The sequence below is a fragment of the Pontibacter flavimaris genome (assembly GCF_001907195.1).
Taxonomy (GTDB): Bacteria; Bacteroidota; Bacteroidia; order Cytophagales; family Hymenobacteraceae; genus Pontibacter; species Pontibacter flavimaris.
In genome coordinates this window covers 1-19,112 of the sequence record NZ_LVWA01000012.1, presented here as the reverse complement: position 1 = coordinate 19,112, position 19,112 = coordinate 1, and the positions used below count along the sequence as shown (strand labels likewise).

The window sequence follows — 19,112 nt, the reverse complement described above, 5'->3', positions numbered from 1 at the left end:
GTATAACCTGCTTACTCTTCTTCCTTGTTCTTGAGCTTCATCATCAGCGAATAAGCGCCTTTGGTGACGTAGGTCTGTTCTTCACGCTGCAGGGCCGGGCCGGGCAACAGGGCAGTGAAACCGTGTTCGGAATTGCCGGTCTTAGCTTCCACCATCTCGAAAATGCTGCTGTCCCGCACTGCGAAAACGTATTGTTTGTTGCCGTAGCGCACAATGGCATCTTCAGGTAAAGTATAGGCTTCCTTGCTTTGCACTTCAATTTCAGCGTTCATGAACATGCCAGGTACCAGCGAGGGGTCTTCTTTTTCGAGGTGGCAGTGCACTTCTATGGCGCGGTCATCGGCCACATCTTTGCCAATGTAAATGATCTTCCCGGGGTGCTTTTTCTCCGGCTGGTTTGCCCGGAATGCCAGCACCTGCTGCCCGATCTGCAGCTTATCCAGGTCTTTCTCAAACACAGTGAGCTTGAGGTGCAGGTCGCGCGGGTCTACCAGTTCAAAGAGCACATCCGTCGGCACCACATACTTGCCCACATTCACGTTTACTTTGGTTACATAGCCGTCAATGGGCGCGTAAAGGCGCAGGGTGCGGGTAAGGGTATGCTCTGTCAGCCGGTTTGGGTTGATGCCTGTCATGCGCAGCTTTTCGGCCAGCGCCTGCAGCAATACACGCTGGCTTTTATAGTCGGCCTGGGTTTGCTGGTATACTTTGTCGCTGGTGGCTTTGCTTTGGTTGAGGTCGCGCTGACGGGCATATTCCTGCTCCAGGTACGCCAAACGGGCTTTGGCTGTCAGGTAATCCTGCTGCAACTCTATATAGCCCTGGTCTTCGAGTTCGGCCATCAGCTCGCCTTTTTTCAGGTGCATACCCGGCAACAGGCTGGTCTTTTTAAGGTATCCACCCAGCGGCACACTTACCGAAATCATACTTTGTGGCGGCGCTTCCATTACGCCATTTACACGCAGTACTGTGGAAATGGTTTTGCGTTCGGGTTTGCCCACTTCTACGCCTGCATTTTTCATTTGTGCCTGTGAGAGCTGTACCAAATTGGTTTCCTGCGGCTTTTCAGCGACAGCAGATTCGGTTGGTTTTTCGGAGCTGCAACCTGTCAGCAACAGGGCAGCTAAAGTTATAGAAAGGATATTTTTCATGATGTTATCTGCTTCCGGTTAGGGCACTGATTTCAAGTATACTTTGGTTGTAGGTTCGCACGGCGTCGAAGTAGCCGGTTTGCAGGGCAATGGCCTGGTTGGTGAGCAGCACCCACTCCAGGTAATCGATCTCACCGCCCCGGAACTGCTCGTCGGCAGTGCTGATAATGGAGGAGGCATTGGGCAGGGCGATCTTCTCAAAATAAGTCAGGTTTTCTGTAGCGATCTTGTATTGCTCCAGGGCCTTGCGCATTTGGGTTTCCAGCAATCGTTTTCCTGCCTCGTAGCTGTTACCGGCCACCTGCTCCTGTATCCTGGCGGCCTGTATCCGTGCCTTCTGGGCCCCAAAAAAAAGCGGGATGCCCACGCCCAGCTCTACCGAGCTAAACCGGTCCGAGGAAGTATAACTTCGTTCCACGCCGTTTATGTTCTGCAGGCCTTTTATACTTTGGTTGTTGTAGCGCAGCTGCAGGTCGGGGAGGAGGTGGGCTTGCTCGGCTTTGGTTTTTGCCTGGTTTACTTCCTGTTGCTGCTGCAGCAATTTTAAGTATGGATGGGCGGCCACGGTAGCTGAATCATGAAGTAGGGCCAGCTCCATTTTGAGGGGCAGAGCAGCGGGCATGTACACGGTATCGGTGTTGAGCAGCAGCTGGAACTGCTGCTGCAAGTCCGCCAAGTCGTGCTGCAGTTGCCGTAGTTGCTGGCCTACCTGTCCACGCTGGGTCTGGGCGGTGCTTTTTTCGAGGATGTTGCTGGCGCCTTTTTCAAACCGCAGCTCGGCTGTCCGCAAAAACTCGGCATACAGGCTGTCTGTGCGGAGCAGCAGGCGCTGCTTTTCGCGCGTAAAGAGCAGCTCGTAGTACAGCTGCGTTACCTGCCAGGTAAGGTCAAAGGCGCTGAGTTCCGACTGCAGTACCCCCTGCTGCCACTGGCCCCGGAGGAGCTCCTTTTGCCGGGCATACACCGTCGGGAATTTTATACTTTGCGCCACACTAAAACGGGTGTCGTTGTAGGCGCTGTTGATTCGACCATACTCCCCGGCCACAACAGTTTGCGGCACGTCCCAGGCGGTGCCCTGCAGTTTTTGCAGCGAAGCCGCCTGCAGGCGCTCGTTCTGCAAGGGTAGGTTTTGCTTCTGGGCCTTGGAAATGGCTTGATCCAGCGTTATCGTTTGCTGTGCCGACGCCAGCATGGGGAGCAGCAACAGCAGTACAATGCCCACGACCGTAGAGACAGGCTTTTTGGGTTTTGTTTCGTGATGAGCCGCTTTCTCAAAGAGGATGTAGAGCGAAGGGAGCACGAACAAGGTGAGCAGCGTGGCCACGATCAGGCCGCCGATCACCACGGTGGCCAGCGGGCGCTGCACTTCGGCGCCTGCACCGGTGCTCAGGGCCATCGGCAGAAAGCCCATACTGGCCACGCTTGCCGTCATCAGCACCGGCCGTAACCGCGAGCGGGTGCCTTCCAGCACGATCTCCTGCAGGCTCATACCGCCGCCCACACGCAGCCGGTTAAACTCCGCGATCATCACAATGCCATTTAAAACCGCTACGCCGAACAGGGCAATAAAACCCACACCGGCCGAAATGCTGAAGGGCATGTCGCGCAGCCACAAGGCAAAAATACCGCCGATGGCCGACAACGGAATAGCCGAGTAAATGAGCAAACCGTAACGCACCGAGCGGAAGGCAAAGTATAGCAAAAGAAAAATCAGCGCCAGCGACACGGGCACGGCCACCGTCAGGCGTTTTTTGGCAGCCTCCAGGTTCTCGAAAGCGCCGCCGTACACCACGTAGTAGCCGGGAGGCAGGCTGAGTTGCTGCTGTACCTTTTGCTGCAGCTCGTCCACTATACTTTGCACGTCGCGGCCCCGCACGTTAAAGCCTACCAAAATGCGGCGCTTGGCGTCTTCGCGCTGGATCTGGTAAGGGCCGTCCTGCAGCCCGACATCAGACAGCAAGTATAAGGGCACCTGCCCGTTTGGCGTCGGGATCAGCAGGTTCTGCACGTCGCCCAGGTTCTGGCGCAGCTCGCCTTGCAGGCGCACCACCAGGTCAAAGCGCCTTTCGCCTTCAAACACCAGCCCGCTGCTTACGCCGGCAAAAGCCGCATTTACCGTCCGGTTGATGTCAGCAATGTTGGAGCCGTGCTGCGCGATGGCGGCATGGTTATACTTTATCACGATCTGCGGCATACCGGTCACGGTTTCTACGTACAGGTCAGTGGCACCCTCCACCGTGGTAACCAGGTTGCCCAGGCGCTGGGCATAGCGCGCGAGCGTGTCCAGGTCCTCGCCAAAGATCTTGCACACCACATCCTGCCGGGCACCGGTCATCAGCTCGTTAAAACGCATCTGCACCGGGTATTGGAAACCGGCCGTAATGCCAGGCACCTCCTGCATGGCGGTTCCCATTTTTTCGGCCAGTTCATTAAACGTGGTAGCCGAAGTCCATTCCTTTTTCGGTTTCAGGATCACCATCATGTCACTGGCCTCGATGGGCATGGGGTCGGTGGGTATCTCGCCGGAACCTATCTTGGTGACTACTTTCTCTACCTCCGGAAAACGGTCCAGAAGTATACCTGCCGCCTGTTGGGTGGCTTTGATGGTGGTGTTCAGGTTGCTGCCCGTCAGCACGCGGGTATCCACAGCGAAGTCACCTTCCTCCAGGCTGGGGATAAACTCGCCGCCCAGGGTCATGAGCACCATCACGGCGCCGGCAAAAAGGATGACAGCCCCGGCAATCACGGTTTTAGGGAAGTCGATCACCCGACGCAAACGCTTCTCGTAAAAATGCTCGATGCGGGCCATCATGCGGTCGGAGAAGGTAGGTTTGTGGCTGATCTTTTTGCTCAGGAACAAGGCGCTCATCATGGGCACGTAGGTAATGGAAAGTATGGCCGCCCCGATCAGGGCGAAGGTGACCGTCTGCGCCATCGGCTTGAACATCTTGCCTTCTATGCCCTGCAGTGTAAGTATGGGCAGGTACACGATCAGGATGATGATCTGCCCGAAAATGGCGCTGTTCATCATACGACTCGCCGATTGCTGCACCGTGTCGTCCATCTGGGCCTGATCGATGCGGTCAGTTGTGGCAAAGCGCTTGTTGAAGTGAAACGTATGCAGCACGGCCTCCACAATGATCACCGCCCCGTCCACGATCAGACCGAAGTCCAGCGCTCCCAGACTCATCAGGTTGCCGCTCACGCCAAAGGTGTTCATCATGGTGATGGCAAAGAGCATGGCCAGCGGGATCACCGACGCCACGATAAGCCCGGCCCGTAGGTTGCCCAGGAACAGCACCAGCACAAATACCACGATCAGTGCGCCTTCTGCCAGGTTTTTCTCGACCGTGCTGATGGCGTTGTTCACCATTTTGGTGCGGTCCAGGAAGGGCTCAATCACCACGCCTTCGGGAAGCGATTCCTGAATCTTGGCAATGCGCGCTTTTACCTCTTTGATCACCTGGTTGCTGTTAGCGCCTTTGAGCATCATCACCACGGCACCGGCCACCTCGCCCTGATCGTTGTAAGTCATAGCCCCGAAGCGGCTGGCATGGCCATAGCCCACCTCGGCCACATCACGCAGGTAAACCGGCGTGCCGTTTTCGGTAATGGTAACGGCTATACTTTGGATGTCTTCTATACTTCCCAGCAGGCCCTCACTACGGATAAAGAGCACGGCGTCGCCTTTGTCGATGTAGGAGCCGCCGGTGTTCTGGTTGTTGTTTTCCAGCGCTGTGAAAATATCGGCAATGGTCAGGCCGTAGGATTTCAGCCGGGAGGGGTCCACGGCGATCTCGTACTGTTTCAAAAAGCCACCAAAGCTGCTGACATCGGCCACGCCCGGTACACCCAGCAGCTGCCGGCGCACGATCCAGTCCTGGATGGTGCGCAGCTCCGTGGCGCCATACTTGCCTTCGTAGCCTTTTTCAGGGCGCACCACGTACTGGTATATTTCCCCCAGGCCGGTGGTGACAGGCCCCAACTCAGGCGTGCCGACGCCTTCTGGTATCTGCTGCTGCACGAGTTGCAGACGTTCAGCCACCTGTTGCCGCGCCCAGTATACATCCACGCCATCCTCAAACACGATGGTTACCAGCGAAAGCCCGAAACGGGAAAAGCTCCGGATCTCTTTAATGCCCGGAATGTTGCTGTTGGCCTGCTCGACGGGGAAGGTAACAAGCCGCTCGATGTCGGGTGCGCCCAGCGAAGGGGCCACCGTAATAACCTGGACCTGGTTGTTGGTGATGTCGGGCACGGCGTCTATCGGCAGCTGCGTCACATTGTAGCCCCCTACAATGATCAGTGCGATCACAAAAAGCCCGATGATGAGCTTGTTCTGTATCGAAAAGGAAATGATCTTGTTGAGCATGGGACCTCCTTTAATTCTTACGCGGGTGATCTTGCAGGACAGCCTGCGGGTCAGTGTGGAGCTCAGAATGCCGGATCTGGCCGCCGTAGTAGCCAGCCCGGGCCATCGCTGCAAACGCCAGCAGCGTGATCAGGGTCGCCAGGGTAAACGCCGGTTTGGAGGAGGATTTGTGTCGGAGCGCCAGGGCCGCCAGGGAAGCCACGCCTGCGGCAGCCATTATCCAGATAGCGAGTTCGGCGGCTTCTTCGTGTTCTTCCACCATCGGTTCAGAGATTCCTGTCAGGTCTTCTACCCGCTCTTCGGCAGGCTCGCCCGTCAGGAATACCGGTATGGCAATCAAGGCCATGGCCAGCACAATGGCGGCGGCAGTGTTCTGGATGTTTTTTTGTTTTTTAGCCACGCCCCAAAGCATGACCATACCGCCGATCAGGGTTCCTACGATGGGGAAGTGATTGAGCAGCAAATGGATGTGTGTTAAGTCCATTGTTGATTTCTTTTGAGTTTGATAAAACTGTTAACAGGTGCCCCTGCTCGTTGTTAAACTGCCGGAAACGGGCGTTAACGCTTTCTCAAACAACTACTTGTACCAGTCAATCGACCTTCATTCGTATCGTTTATATAAACGAATGATAGTAAAGATCGATGAAACAATTACCTTTATCTATGACCTTGGTCATTTTAAAAGATGATACAGTAACTGAAGGAGAAACAGCCGTGATGCGGTGCTGAATGTAGCAGGCATTTATCCGCAGGGCAGTATATGCGTATGCCTTGCACAAAAGTGCAGAACCGGAATGCAGCAAGGGCAAAAAGGAAATCAGCAGGACTTTGGCGGCTGCCAGATACTGGAAAGAAATCGGGAGGAGTGAAAGTCTACGTCTAGTACTGCGCCATGCACATGGGCAGATGGCGGTAAAGTAAAGTTGAGTTCAGGGAAAGGAACTGGTATCACCAGGGGAGTGGTAGCCGATGCTACTACATCTGTCGTTTTGAACGGCAACTGCATGTCGCGGGCGTAGTCGCCATCTTTTACATTGCCACTCAGGTAGTGGAGCACTAAAAATTGAGTCAGGGAGATATCAGATGTCATTTCCTGGTGTTCCAGATAATGCGCGGCCAGTACAGGAGCTTTTTGCAGCTCTTGCAGGGTTGTACCGGTGCAGGTGTAGACCACAAGTAGGAATATGGCTAGTATCTGTCTCACGTGGTATGAAGTTACATAGTTTGAACAACAAAGTATAATATTTTAGTTTAAAATTTGAGGGAATAAAAGGAGTTTGTGAGTCAGGCTGCATTTTTAATATCTGTTAACCAGAATGAACAGTTCGGCAGTAGCTGCTACGCTCTATGAAAGCTATTGCCTGTTTAAAGCTTTTGACTGACGGCGGGTAGGTTGAAAGCTATTTATACTTTATATACGTTTCACAAATAGCTGCATGATCATTGTGCTCGTCTTGGCGCGGTTTGTTGTAGCGCGGCCCGTATAATGAACATATGGAGAGAAAACCCTCCCGGAAACTCCATGACCCTTACCGGATGTAGCAGGGTCAGACAATAACAATAACAGGAGGGCCCCTGAACGTCGGCTGAATAGAGTTCTGAATGATTGCAGATCGGGGCACCGGTCTTGAGAACCAACTTAAAACAGAGCTGTCCTTTCTTCGCCCTTACTTGAAAGACAAAGCTGCATTGTGACATCTTTTGCTTTAAAAGTATTTGATGTAGTGTAGTGGTAAACCTGGCGGCGCAGGCTGAGGCTTTGTAGTCTGCAGTAACGCCTCGGCAAGCTAAAGGCGCACAGCTGACAAGTTTTGAAATAGTACGCGGAGTCGGAAAAAGCACGAGAGTTGATGTGTAATAAGGCACTTATAGCGGCTGAAGCAAAGAGCACCAAACTTTTACTAAAAACCAGGGTGCAAGTAGCACTGCTTGGTTTAATTGTCATGCTTACTTTCTTCCTGAATCTGGGGAAGGCGGCACCAAGTATAATGGAAGCCCGTAATTTTATTACCGTCAGGGAAATCACGCAACATAAGGCATGGCTGATCCCCACCATGAATGGCTATGCGCGGCTGGCAAAGCCGCCGCTCCCTACCTGGATTACAGCACTGGCAGGTTTAGGAGCCGGAAACATAGAAAATCTTGCTGCATTGCGCTTTCCTTCCTCTGTGATGGCCGGCCTCACCGTCTTTTTCCTGTTTTTTCTTGCCCGCCAGCTTTCCGCCGACCGGCTTGTTCCTTTGCTTGCTGCTCTCGTACTGGCCTCCTCTTTTCTGTTCATCAATGTCGGTCGTCAGGCCACCTGGGATATTTACTGCTACAGCTTTATGTTGGGCGCCATATGGCTTCTGGTTTCCGCAATACGCCAACCCGGTTCCCGTTACTTTGAGTTTGCTGTGGGTGGTATACTTTTAGGCTGTTCCTATCTTAGCAAGGGACCGGTGGCCTTTTATGGCCTGTTCTTTCCCTTCATGCTGGCCTACGGCTTTTCCTATCCGCTGCGGGGTGTAAGAGGAAAACGTAGCGGTTTGCTGCTGATGCTGTTCGTGTGCCTACTCGTAAGTTTCTCCTGGCCGATGTATGTATATTTGATGGAGCCGACGGGTTTTACCCACACCGTTTCACAGGAAAGCACTGCCTGGGTAAACAGGCATGTCAAGCCTATCTGGTATTACTGGGGCTTTTTTGCTCAATCCGGCATCTGGACGCCCTTCTTCCTGGCAGCCCTGGCTGTGCCCTATGCAAAACGAAGAGTTGGTCAGTATGGGAATTACCAATTCCTGCTCTCCTGGATTCTGCTCACTTTCGTCCTGTTATCCATTATACCGGAAAAAAAAGAGCGGTACCTGTTGCCGGTTCTGATACCGATGGCACTGCTCACAGCACACTACCTGCGCTACCTTATTTATGCCTTCTCTGAAAAAAAATATACTGGCTGGGAGAAGGGGTTTTTGGTGACTAGCGGATTCCTTCTTGCGCTGACAGCTTTTGCCGTACCCACATATATATTCTATGCGGCACAGACATTACAGGCTGCACCCGGAGGGCAGCAGGTTCTCGCAACCTTGTTATTTTTACTCCTCGGAATAGTGATTCTAGAACTAACAAGAAAGTATAAGGTAATCTGGTTAGTCATTGCCGCTGCCTTGCTTAATGCCTTGGCATTTGTGTTCGTTATGCCATTTTACCAGGACATGGAAGAGTTGGGTGGCAAACAGCAAGGTGTGCCCGAACTGGAAGAGGTGAGAAAGAACGCTGAATTAAAATCGATGGAGTTTTATGCCGTAGGTGGCATGCGTCCTGAAAATGTCTGGGAAGTTGGCAAAGAAGTGGATACGCTTAAAATCATTAAGGGGCATCTGCAGCTTCCTGTGGATCTGCCTGCCGCTGTTTTTTCGCTCTCGCCACTGCACCACGCAAATCTTTCCGATAAGGGTGCTTATTTATACTTCGTGGGCCAGTATCAGTATATGGACGGCGTGGGGGACAAAAGATATTTCCTGTACATTCTTGCCCGAGACACGGTGGAAGTCAACACACCGATAGATGTGGTAGAGCAGCTGCCGAGGAAATAAATGTTGCGGCATGTTGCAAGGTTTGTCCCCAAAATAATATTTAGGGACAAATTGAGATCGTGAGGTAAAAGTACGGTACATAAGCAGGAAGAATGGCTTGTTGGTAAAGTACCTTAAAGATTAGTAGGGTGTAAAAAACCCCTTAATGATTTATTTAGGAGCTTTTGTTACAGTTTACTACAAGGTAGTTGGAAGGCATTATTTGCCGAAGAAATAATTAAAGTTAAAGGCAACAAACCTACTATTGAAACCGGAGGTATTGACAATGGAATTCATATTGACATTTTCTTTGAAGAGAGCAATGGGCAATGGAAACTGAAAACCTGGACAGACTCCTCGACTTAAAAGATCTGTAGGCAACAACGGCTCTGTTGCAATTGCGACTGACGTAATGTGTGCTGTTTTGTTGGTAACAACACCAACAAAGTAGGGGGCCGGGAGGGGAAAGTGCTAATTCATACCTTAATGGCGACGACGGTCAAAGGTATCCCGAATTAAAAGAAGTAGTTTTGTTCCTGTAGCGCCGGATAATAGAGATAACCGGGCTTAATCATTTAAATTACAGCTATGAGCGAGGAAATAAGATCGAATGATGAATTGGACGTTAGAGTGCTGGTTCCGATAAAAAGGCATGAACTACTATTAAAACTATTTTCTGAACTAGAGGTCGATAAGAGTTTTGTTTTTATAAACGACCATGATCCGATACCTCTGTATTATGAATTCAAATCAATTCACGGCGATGTGGTAGGCTGGGAGTATCTTAACCGCGGTGGCAGGGATTGGAAGGTAAAGGTTACCCGTACTGCAGCCTCCGAAGCCAGGGACTTTGAAGGCGTTTCCACTCTTTTGGATCTTCGGCAAATGGATAAGAAAGACTGGAAACAGGTTGTATTCCATCGTTATAGTATGATGGAAACGGGAACCGTTATGGAACTTATTGCGAAGGAAGACCCTGAGGAGATTCATGCTGTTTTCAAAGCTAAATTTAAGGGGAAGCATAGCTGGACTTACCTGAAAGAAGTGCCTGAGGCGTATGTTATTCATATCAGGAAGGATGCATCAAGTGGATTGGGAGACGATGGGTTTGCGGTGGTAAATGAATTTGACATCCGGCCTTATCCCCCAACAGAGCGACACGAAATGTTTTATAGGGCTTTCGCGGATATAAAACCCGGAGAAGCATTTGAATTTATCAATGATCATGATCCCAAGCCCTTATACTATCAGATGGAAGCCGAAAGCAAAGAACCCTTCCGCTGGGAATATCTTGAAAAAGGGCCCGACGAGTGGAAGGTAAGGGTGACCAAAATTAAGGAATGATGATTTTCCGGGGCACACTTTGCCCTTGTTGGTGCTTGCCTTTTTTGGCGCAAGTATGAACTATGAAACATGCCGCGGTGGCGAAATTCTAAGTGCTGCGCCATCCTTAAAATACTATGGGGTTGTGGCCTACCTTAATCCCGGCCCCTTTAGTTCTGCTGAAGCAGATGGAGAGGAGCGTTTCAAGGATTTTATTGACTCTTCCTTTGCAGACATCAATTCCAGGGACACGAAGTGCCTGGTAGTTGATCTGAGAAACAACTCCGGTGGCCATAATGCCTACATAGCCATTGTGCTGATATGGCAATTAATCCTACTGATTGTAATGGAAACACCTTGTGCGACACTGGAAATAGGAGGGTATGCAATGAGTTCTTTGAAAAGGAAAAGTATATAGCTATAGTTTGAATTGTTTGTCTGGCTGCACGGATCTACCATCCAAGGAAGATCATGCCGACTCCGCAGATGGTAACAACTGCGCCGCTGATGGCATGCATGTAGCGCTCTAACTTATCTGTCCGGAAGAAGGAGAATCCGTACATGCCCAACAGTACCATAGCAAGCATAGTGAGTACTGTAGCTAAAGCAAATACGGCTACTACAACTCCTATTTCAAAAACTGAATTGTTGGCGCCGGAATAAAAAAGCAGGGGCACCAGCGGCTCACTTGGACCCATTACGAAGATGGCCAGCAGCACCAGCGGCGTTACTTTTACCCGCTGCTGCGGATACACCGGTCTTCCGTGCCGGTGCTCATATACGTACACACTGTCGTCATATACATCGAAGTGCTTGTGTGGCTTGTCTGCATAAGCGTTCCAGATGCCCCATATCAGGTAGATCAGACCAAACAGGAGCAAAGCCCAGCTCGAAATATCCCCGCGCATCTCCTGGAACCAGGTAAGCTTTGCCAACTGCCAGCCCAGCGCAACACCAATCAAGCCAATAACGACAGAGCTCAGGATATGACCCAGCCCGCAAACAACTGTCAGGCCCACTGTTTTGTACATCGACCAGTTGCGGGACCGGGAGAGTACAATGAATGGCAGGTAATGATCGGGCCCGGAAATAGTGTGTAAAAAGCTGATCGTGATGGCCGATAAGATCAATGCAGTCATACCTGTTGTGCTATAAGTGACGATTCTATTTTAGATGGGACATTGGTTTCAGGGATAGATCTGCTTGCCCATACCACCTCTTCCACGCGTTTAAAGCAGTTGAACAATTGTTCGCCGCCAATGCCCAGGATGCGCAGCACAAACCCGTTGTTCGCACTCTCCGATAGTCCGAAACTGATGCCTTTTTCTTCTTCTAAACGCTGCTGTATTTTAGCCAGGTGTGCCTGTGCCTTTTTTTCGCCTGTGCTGATGTACATGAGCGTTCCCTGGTGTGTGTAGCCTTCCCACTGGCCAATGGTGCCCGGCGGCACCAACTGCGGCTGAAGCAGGATATTGTCTTTCAGCACCAGCTTTTGCCTGTCGTAGATCTCGGTCAGGTTCTGGAAATACGTAAACAGGAATACTTCGCCTGAATGCTTTCTACCGCAGGTGATGATTTCGCTCAGTAGTAGTTCGCAATCCCCCTGCAGGTGAACTATAGAATGGCTTTTAAACTTTGAGTTGGTATGCGGCACTACAGGATGGGGTACGTAGCTGAAAGCGCTGCCGGGCTCCAGCACGATCTTCATTTTCTGGGTAGCGCCTTCCTGCATGTTGTACAGGCGCTGGTAGGCCTGCGACTGCAACTGCAAACGGGCTCCAGTCTCTAAATGGATGGAAATATCATACGCGTCCTTATCTAGTATTCCAGGCGAAGAACTCATCACCATCAGGTACAGGTCGTTATCGGTCTTGTATTGTCCCACGTTTGCTACCCGGAAAGGACGGGTAAAAAATGTGTCCTTTAAATAAGACCTGCCTTCCCTGAAGCCGGCCACGATCTTCAGTTGGTTGATCATTTCAGCAGGTTAGGTTCAGCAACGTTCTCCAGTAACGCGTATTTCTTGATCCAGCCGATCACCTCATTCAGGCCCTGTAAACTCATCAGGTTGGTGAACACGAACGGCGCTCCTTTGCGCATGCGCTGCGCATCGCGTTCCATCACTTCCAGGCTGGCTCCCACAAAAGGCGCAAGGTCTATTTTGTTGATCACAAGCAGATCAGATCGGGTAATGCCGGGACCACCTTTGCGAGGTATCTTATCGCCGGCAGCCACATCAATTACGAAGATCGTCACATCGGCCAGATCGGGACTGAAAGTGGCGGACAGGTTATCCCCGCCGCTCTCGATCAAGATGATCTCTGCTTTCGGGAAACGGGTTATCATTTCATCAATCGCTTCCAGATTCATGCTGGCATCTTCGCGTATGGCCGTGTGCGGACAGCCGCCGGTTTCCACCCCAATGATCCGCTCTTTCGGGAGCAGGCTGTTCTTGGTCAGAAACTCCGCATCCTCCCTGGTATAAATATCATTCGTTATCACGCACACGTCGTATTCATCCATCAGCTTGCGCGTCAGTCGCTCAATCAGCGCAGTTTTACCAGAGCCAACAGGTCCGGCCACTCCAATCTTTATATAATTTCGCTCATCCATAGTATAGCTTTCCGTAAGAATGATTTATCGCTTTTTAAAAATGGCCTTACGACATATAGAGCCGTGAATACAGGTGCTCGTGCTGCATACAATGCACATCAAATCCGATGTTACAGATACCCACCAGGTCCCTTTCCAGGTCAAGCGTTTCCTGCACCAGTTGCTGTAGCAGCGGGTGCAGGCGAAAAATAATATCCTGCCCGTCCAGCTGACCCAGCGGAATCAGCTTTACACTGTTGGTAACCATCCCTACCGTTGCATTGTAATAGAAGGCCATCAACGCATCTTCGACAGGGATATGCATCAGAAAAGCATAGACTCCGAAAGCAATGCAATAATGACCCGCAGCTTCATTTTCCTGGATAGCTCTTTCGTATTCCTGTGCCAGTGGGTGCTCTTTTTGCCGGGTAAAGATCTTAAGGAGCCGCACACCGAGTTTTGTACTTGCCTGCCTGGTTTCCTTTGGGCTTTTCAGTGCGGTGCATTCCTGGTCCAGTCCTATTATTTCCTGCACGTTCCCGGAAGCCGCTGCCTGATAGCTCAGGCGCACAAAAGCAGCATCGTTATACTTGATGTTATGACTAAGCATGCTTTTTACAAAGCTTTCCGCCGAAGCTGCGTTATGTACAATGCTTTTCTGCACATACGTTTCCAGGCCGTTGGAATGGGAGAAACCACCAATGGGCAGGGTGGAGTCGGAGAGATGCAACAGGCTGCTCAGGTAGTGGTTTTTCATGCTATTGTTTGGAAGCCAGGTTAATGATTTTGGTAAATAAGGAAGTACCGCCACCATTATGCTCGTGTGGTTCCACATTTGATTTAAGCATATTTACCAGTTGTCTTTCAGCTTTAACCGGCTCATACCCGCTTGCCAGAAGCCACCGGAACAGCGGTTCTTCGAAAGGGATGAGCACCTGGTCGTCCTGAATGAACAGCGGTAAATGTTTGTTGCCAATCTCATAACAGATCGTACCCATTTGCAGCAGAGATTGCGGACTCACCACAATCGCATCGCAGGGTTTGATATGGACCACCACAGCTTTCTGCTCGTCCATGTACAGCACATCATGCTGCAGCAGACGCTGTCCTTCTCTCAAAAACCGGATGGCTATTTCCATGCCGCCTGCTGTTGTTTTCCGCTGTATCCGTTTGGTTGTTTCAAACCACTCCAGTTCCAGCCGGTCAATGGTCAGTCCGTTTAACAAGAGCGTAGCAGTATTGCCTATAACCTGTTTTATGATCATGAAATCTGAAGGAATGGATAGCGTTGAAATGCCTCACACCAATCTTATAAATAGCAAATATCTACAGATACTGCGTTCAGGATCAGAATAGAAAGTACCGCTGCGCCATGGGCAGCACGCTGGCCGGTTCGCAGGTAAGCAGTTCCCCGTCCACCCGTACCTGAAAGGTTTCCGGATCCACATCTATAATTGGCGTTAACCCGTTATGGATCATGTGCTTTTTGTAAATATTGCGGCATCCGAATACGGGTAATACCATTTTCTTCAGGCCATATTTTTCTACAATCCCTCGTTCAAGCGCTATCTTAGAAACAAAGGTGGCACAGGTTTCAGACATGGCGCCGCCAAATGCTCCGAACGTACGACGGTACAATACAGGCTGTGGGGTGGTGATAGTTGCATTAGGATCTCCAATCTGTCCTCCGGCAACCATTCCCCCCTTTATGATCATTTCTGGTTTTACGCCAAACATAGCGGGGTTCCAAAGTACAATATCCGCTATTTTACCAGGCTCCAACGACCCTACATAGTCCGCTATGCCATGCGTTATGGCGGGGTTGATAGTGTACTTGGAGATGTAGCGCTTCACTCTGAAGTTATCATTGTCATTTCCTTTATCTTCTTCTAAAGGCCCCCGCTGCTTTTTCATGCTGTCTGCTACCTGCCAGGTCCGGATCACTACTTCTCCCACCCGGCCCATTGCCTGGGAATCGGAACTAGTCATACTAATCACGCCCATATCGTGCAGCACGTCTTCAGCAGCCACTGTTTCAGGACGAATTCGGGAATCGGCAAAAGCCACGTCTTCAGGAATATCCTTGCTAAGGTGATGGCAAACCATCAGCATATCCAGGTGTTCGTCTATAGTATTTACTGTATAGGGAAGCGTTGGATTGGTAGAAGCCGGAAGCACATTGGGGTACATAGCCGATTTAAGAATATCGGGCGCATGGCCTCCGCCAGCTCCTTCGGTATGGAACATGTGAATTACACGCCCGTTTATCGCGCTGATGGTATCCTCTAGAAAACCTGCTTCATTCAAGCTGTCGGCGTGCAGTGCAACCTGTATATCGAATTTGTCAGCTGTTTTTAAAGCTGCATTAAGGACGGCAGGCGTGGCGCCCCAGTCTTCGTGGACTTTTAACCCTAAAGCTCCTGCCTCTATTTGTTCCTCTAACGGGCCGATTGTGGAACTACTTCCTTTGCCTAAGAACCCAAAGTTCATAGGAAACGCTTCTACTGATTTGATCATTTTTTCCAGATTCCAGGAACCCGGTGTCACCGAACTGGCTGTAGAGCCACTGGTGGTGCCTACACCGCCGCCAATCATGGTCGTAATTCCACTGAACAGTGCATGGTCTATCTGGTCAGAAGCAATAAAATGTACGTGTGTGTCAATACCGCCTGCTGTCGCTATGAGGCCGCTACCGTCGTGTACTTCTGTGGCTGCGCCTATGATCATATCAGGTTCAACACCATCTATAGTATCCGGATTACCGGCTTTGCCAATATGCACGATTCTTCCGTTCCGTATGCCAATATCTGCTTTTATGATACCCCAGTGATCTATAATGATGACACCTGTTATTGCCAGATCCAGCACGCTCTCGCTGCGCATGGCTGTTGAGGATTGCGCCATGCCATCCCGGATGGTTTTGCCGCCCCCGAACTTATTTTCATCCCCGTAAACACAAAGGTCTTGCTCTATTTGAATAAACAGGTCGGTATCTGCCAAACGCACCTTATCGCCTATAGTAGGACCGTACATATGGGCATATCTTTTTTTATCTATGGGCAGACTCATATAGTTTGGTTTTTAAAGCCGTTTTCTTCCATCCTTCGCATTGCAGCTGTTTTGCTTCGGTCTAAAACCGTATCTCCGTCCACTAAGTTATTGATGCCGAAAACCCGCCTGGCACCGCCTATCGGTACCAGTTCAACCTCTTTTTCCTCGCCAGGTTCAAAGCGAACTGAAGTGCCTGCTGCCACATTTAAACGCAACCCGAAAGCCTTCTGTCTATCAAAAAGCATTTGCCTGTTTATCTCAAAAAAATGGCAGTGCGAACCCACCTGAACAGGTCGGTCCCCGGTATTGGTCACTGCTATACTTATAACAGGCCGCCCTGCATTACACTTGATCTCTCCTTTTGCGACTATGTATTCTCCTGGTATCATCTTGAGTGCATCTATAAAGTTAGCGGATTGGGTTTATCACAGGGACAAGCTTAGTGCCATCTGGGAAAGTTGCCTCAATGTGCACCTCTTTGATCATTTCCGGAATACCCTCCATTACATCCTCTCTTGTCAGTAAAGTAGCCCCATATTGCATCAACTCGGCTACGGATTTTCCGTCCCGAGCGGCTTCCATCAAATGGTTGCTAATAAATGCTATAGATTCAGGATAATTAAGCTTAAGCCCTCTTTCTTTCCGTTTAATAGCTACTTCACCTGCCAGGTGCAGCAACAGCTTTTCTGTTTCGCGGGGAGTTAAGTGCATATTGAAAGGAGAGTTTAAGTGATAGATAGCCTGATTTATCAAATACCAGTAATTGAGGATTTGGTATTGTTTTTATAACGATATGTACTTTAAAAAGTTAAGTGGTAGCTATAGAAAACACAATAATTTAACTTGAGTTATTTATAAAGATCTTTAAAACAGAAAAGTAATTTTTGAATTACCACCTAATACAGCTGCTTGGTAATCATTAAGTTTCAGAGCTAAACGCTGGAGTAGCGAGGTGGGGGAGGTGAGGTAAAACTAACTTTATCAGTAACTACTGACTGTTGATTATGACATGTGTAGAAGCTGAAAGCCCTGCTTCAGTAGGAGTGCAAAGACGACACATTTACTGCCTTTACTCTATCAAGAGGTGGCAGCTTCGGGAAAGGGTTGTCGGCTTGTGGAGAAACTCACGGAGTTAAAGGCGGACGACAACTTTAACTGACACGGACTATGCTAGACTTTCTACAATTCCTGATTTTGAGATTCTTGACAGCCTCGTCGAAGCCGCTGATCCGCGTTTGAAAGTACTACAGTAGCAATCAGCTGTTGAAGAATCCAAAATAGACGTTACCTGTACGCTTGCATTGCCGAACCTAGAAGGTGCGTACAAGCTATCCTGGTATTTTGGTGCCACTATGGGAGTACCGGGACACTATTTAAACACAACAAGGTTATAACCTGTTTGCGCAGGCACAGCTGGAAATGGTACGGTTTTCCTACCGGCAAGAAGTGAAGCAAAATTATGAGCAGTACCAGGCCTTACAGTCAGCGCTGAATGAGTATCAAGAATTGCTTAGCAAATCAGACATAGGGGTTTTGGAAGAAGCTTTGTGGTTTGGGGAAATTTCAGCTGTAGAGTATTTTATGAAGCCGAGCTATTATTATAAGGCTTGCGATAATTTCCTTGAGCTGAAAGCAGCATCACAGCAGGCTGCTGTGCAGTTGTTGAAGTATACATTATAAGCTAGTTCCGTCTCTCTATATCAACAAAGATATTTTCATAACGAGTAGATACAGGAATAACGGTAAAAGATCCTATGTTCAACGTAAATCATAGAAAAGCCACATCCTGATAGAGGTGTGGCTTTTCTAGAATAAAGTACTTTTACGTTATTGCTTGATCTGGTTCTGCCCAGCTTTCATTTTTTTGACCATTTTTATCTGCTGATCAATCGTCTTCTCCGCCATCTGCTTCATCTGGGATGTTTTTTTCTTGATTAAGAAAGGTTTCTCATTTCATCTCTCATCTGGGGATGGTGGATCATCATCTTCGCAAATTTTTGATCAACACTCACATCGATCGTAATACTTTTATCTAAAAACTAACTTGACAACCGTCGGTATGGTTTTTAAATTTATAGGTAAACTTGACTATAGGAATTTGCAGAAATGAAGGCGCTCTTAGCTAGAATGAAATAAGTCTGATGCTACATCTAAGGACGAGTCCTGTGCTTGGTGATGCATGAATTAAACAAAGCCGCTCCCCAATAAAGGTGCGGCTTTGTTTAATGTCATCCCTGCCTATGTAATATGTAGAGAGCGGTCCAGAATCGTTGAGCGTTTTAGTTGCTGCTATATTATCCTGAAGCGTATCTTGTTTTCAATTTCCCAGACACAAAGCGTTTTATTATCCGGCATTTCAGCTGTTTCAATATAGCTGCCTTTTCCTACTACTATTTCAGTAGCTGCATCCAGGAATTTTAATTTCAGATCTGCACCGTCCTTCCAAGCTATTACCGGATTTGTTTTTCCGCTGATCCGGCAGTTTCGGCCTTTGCCAACAGGTACTTCCTGCTGGCCAGGCTGCGCATAGAAGATATTCCCTTCGCGTTGCCAGACAGTGTGGAGCACATTCTTACTGTCCAGCAGAATTCCCCCACCGTCCATGGGGCAGCCCTCCAGTTTCCAGGTGCCTTTTCCAAGCTTCTGTGGCTGGGAAAAATGCTGTCCGTTATCAGAGGATCTGGTCAGGTAAAAATCCCGGGAGCCCTCCATCCAGTTTCTGAACATCAGGTTGACTTGCTTGCCGTTCACGGCTATACTCGGCTTACAGCATTCGCACACGGTGCTGTCAGGTGATTCGTACACTATTTCGTTTTCTGACCAAGCGTCTGCTTTTCCTGTAGTGGAGGCAAACACGATCTTGTTTTGCTTGTTGTTTCTCACATCCAGCCACACCGCATAAAAGGTGTCTTGCTCACCGGAGGCGATGCTCATCAGGCCCTCAGGGGCAACACCGGGTACATCATTTACACCAGCAGTCTTTTCCCATGTATCCGTTGTATGGTCCAGTCTGTAAGTATGAATATTGCCCTGCTTATCTATAGCGGTCACGACCGAGTAATTAGTTGA

General features: G+C 49.6%; 17 protein-coding genes. 4 read left to right on the top strand and 13 right to left on the bottom strand.

The genetic code is table 11. The annotated features are described in order from the left end of the window. Nucleotides 1-11: 11 nt before the first annotated feature. The 4 genes from A3841_RS17660 to A3841_RS17645 form a co-directional block, all read right to left on the bottom strand. On the bottom strand, nt 12-1,151 hold the full coding sequence (locus A3841_RS17660) for an efflux RND transporter periplasmic adaptor subunit (RefSeq protein WP_073854404.1): 1,140 nt from the start codon (nt 1,149-1,151) through the stop codon (nt 12-14). Between the two features lie 4 nt (nt 1,152-1,155). Further along, nucleotides 1,156-5,523, bottom strand: coding sequence for a CusA/CzcA family heavy metal efflux RND transporter (locus A3841_RS17655; protein ID WP_073854402.1), 4,368 nt, complete (start codon nt 5,521-5,523; stop codon nt 1,156-1,158). A 10-nt stretch (nt 5,524-5,533) separates the two neighbouring features. After that, a complete protein-coding gene (locus tag A3841_RS17650; RefSeq protein ID WP_073854400.1) occupies nt 5,534-6,007 on the bottom strand; it encodes a hypothetical protein in 474 nt (157 codons plus the stop codon). Nucleotides 6,008-6,340: 333 nt separating this feature from the next. Continuing rightward, a complete protein-coding gene (locus A3841_RS17645) occupies nt 6,341-6,727 on the bottom strand; it encodes a hypothetical protein (RefSeq protein WP_073854398.1) in 387 nt (128 codons plus the stop codon). 646 nt (nt 6,728-7,373) lie between these two features. Here A3841_RS17645 and A3841_RS17640 point away from each other — a divergent pair. The 3 genes from A3841_RS17640 to A3841_RS17630 all read left to right on the top strand — a co-directional run bounded on the left by A3841_RS17640 (nt 7,374) and on the right by A3841_RS17630 (nt 10,818). Then, a complete protein-coding gene (locus A3841_RS17640) occupies nt 7,374-9,098 on the top strand; it encodes an ArnT family glycosyltransferase (RefSeq protein WP_139308007.1) in 1,725 nt (574 codons plus the stop codon). A 567-nt stretch (nt 9,099-9,665) separates the two neighbouring features. Beyond that, nucleotides 9,666-10,421 (top strand): DUF2249 domain-containing protein, encoded by a 756-nt coding sequence (locus A3841_RS17635; protein WP_073854394.1) that lies wholly within the window; start codon nt 9,666-9,668, stop codon nt 10,419-10,421. 55 nt (nt 10,422-10,476) lie between these two features. Next, nucleotides 10,477-10,818 (top strand): S41 family peptidase, encoded by a 342-nt coding sequence (locus A3841_RS17630; protein ID WP_139308006.1) that lies wholly within the window; start codon nt 10,477-10,479, stop codon nt 10,816-10,818. A gap of 34 nt (nt 10,819-10,852) precedes the next feature. Here the strand turns inward: A3841_RS17630 and A3841_RS17625 are convergent, their stop codons facing one another. From A3841_RS17625 to ureA, 8 genes are all read right to left on the bottom strand, one after another. Then, a complete protein-coding gene (locus A3841_RS17625; RefSeq protein WP_073854392.1) occupies nt 10,853-11,539 on the bottom strand; it encodes an urease accessory protein UreH domain-containing protein in 687 nt (228 codons plus the stop codon). Continuing rightward, nucleotides 11,536-12,378, bottom strand: a complete 843-nt coding sequence (locus A3841_RS17620; RefSeq protein WP_073854390.1) for an urease accessory protein UreD — start codon at nt 12,376-12,378, stop codon at nt 11,536-11,538. Before A3841_RS17620 ends, A3841_RS17625 begins: the two co-directional genes overlap by 4 nt. Beyond that, nucleotides 12,375-13,013: an urease accessory protein UreG gene (ureG, locus tag A3841_RS17615; protein WP_073854388.1), complete on the bottom strand. Its 639-nt coding sequence runs from the start codon at nt 13,011-13,013 to the stop codon at nt 12,375-12,377. Before ureG ends, A3841_RS17620 begins: the two co-directional genes overlap by 4 nt. Nucleotides 13,014-13,059: 46 nt before the next feature. Next, nucleotides 13,060-13,749, bottom strand: a complete 690-nt coding sequence (locus A3841_RS17610) for an urease accessory protein UreF (RefSeq protein ID WP_073854386.1) — start codon at nt 13,747-13,749, stop codon at nt 13,060-13,062. Nucleotide 13,750: 1 nt separating this feature from the next. Further along, nucleotides 13,751-14,257, bottom strand: a complete 507-nt coding sequence (gene ureE, locus A3841_RS17605; protein WP_073854384.1) for an urease accessory protein UreE — start codon at nt 14,255-14,257, stop codon at nt 13,751-13,753. A gap of 82 nt (nt 14,258-14,339) precedes the next feature. Next, nucleotides 14,340-16,061 (bottom strand): urease subunit alpha, encoded by a 1,722-nt coding sequence (ureC, locus tag A3841_RS17600; protein WP_073854382.1) that lies wholly within the window; start codon nt 16,059-16,061, stop codon nt 14,340-14,342. Then, nucleotides 16,058-16,432, bottom strand: a complete 375-nt coding sequence (ureB, locus tag A3841_RS17595) for an urease subunit beta (RefSeq protein ID WP_073854380.1) — start codon at nt 16,430-16,432, stop codon at nt 16,058-16,060. The genes ureC and ureB overlap by 4 nt, the downstream gene beginning before the upstream one ends. 19 nt (nt 16,433-16,451) lie before the next feature. Then, nucleotides 16,452-16,754, bottom strand: coding sequence for an urease subunit gamma (ureA, locus tag A3841_RS17590; protein ID WP_073854940.1), 303 nt, complete (start codon nt 16,752-16,754; stop codon nt 16,452-16,454). Between the two features lie 708 nt (nt 16,755-17,462). Between ureA and A3841_RS17585 the strand changes: the two genes are divergently transcribed. Beyond that, entirely contained in the window at nt 17,463-17,723 is a 261-nt protein-coding gene (locus tag A3841_RS17585) for a hypothetical protein (protein ID WP_073854378.1), read from the top strand. 609 nt (nt 17,724-18,332) lie between these two features. On the opposite strand, the gene A3841_RS17580 is transcribed toward A3841_RS17585, so the two are convergent. Beyond that, a partial coding sequence (locus tag A3841_RS17580) for a hypothetical protein (protein WP_073854376.1) occupies nt 18,333-19,112 on the bottom strand: 780 nt, incomplete at its 5' end.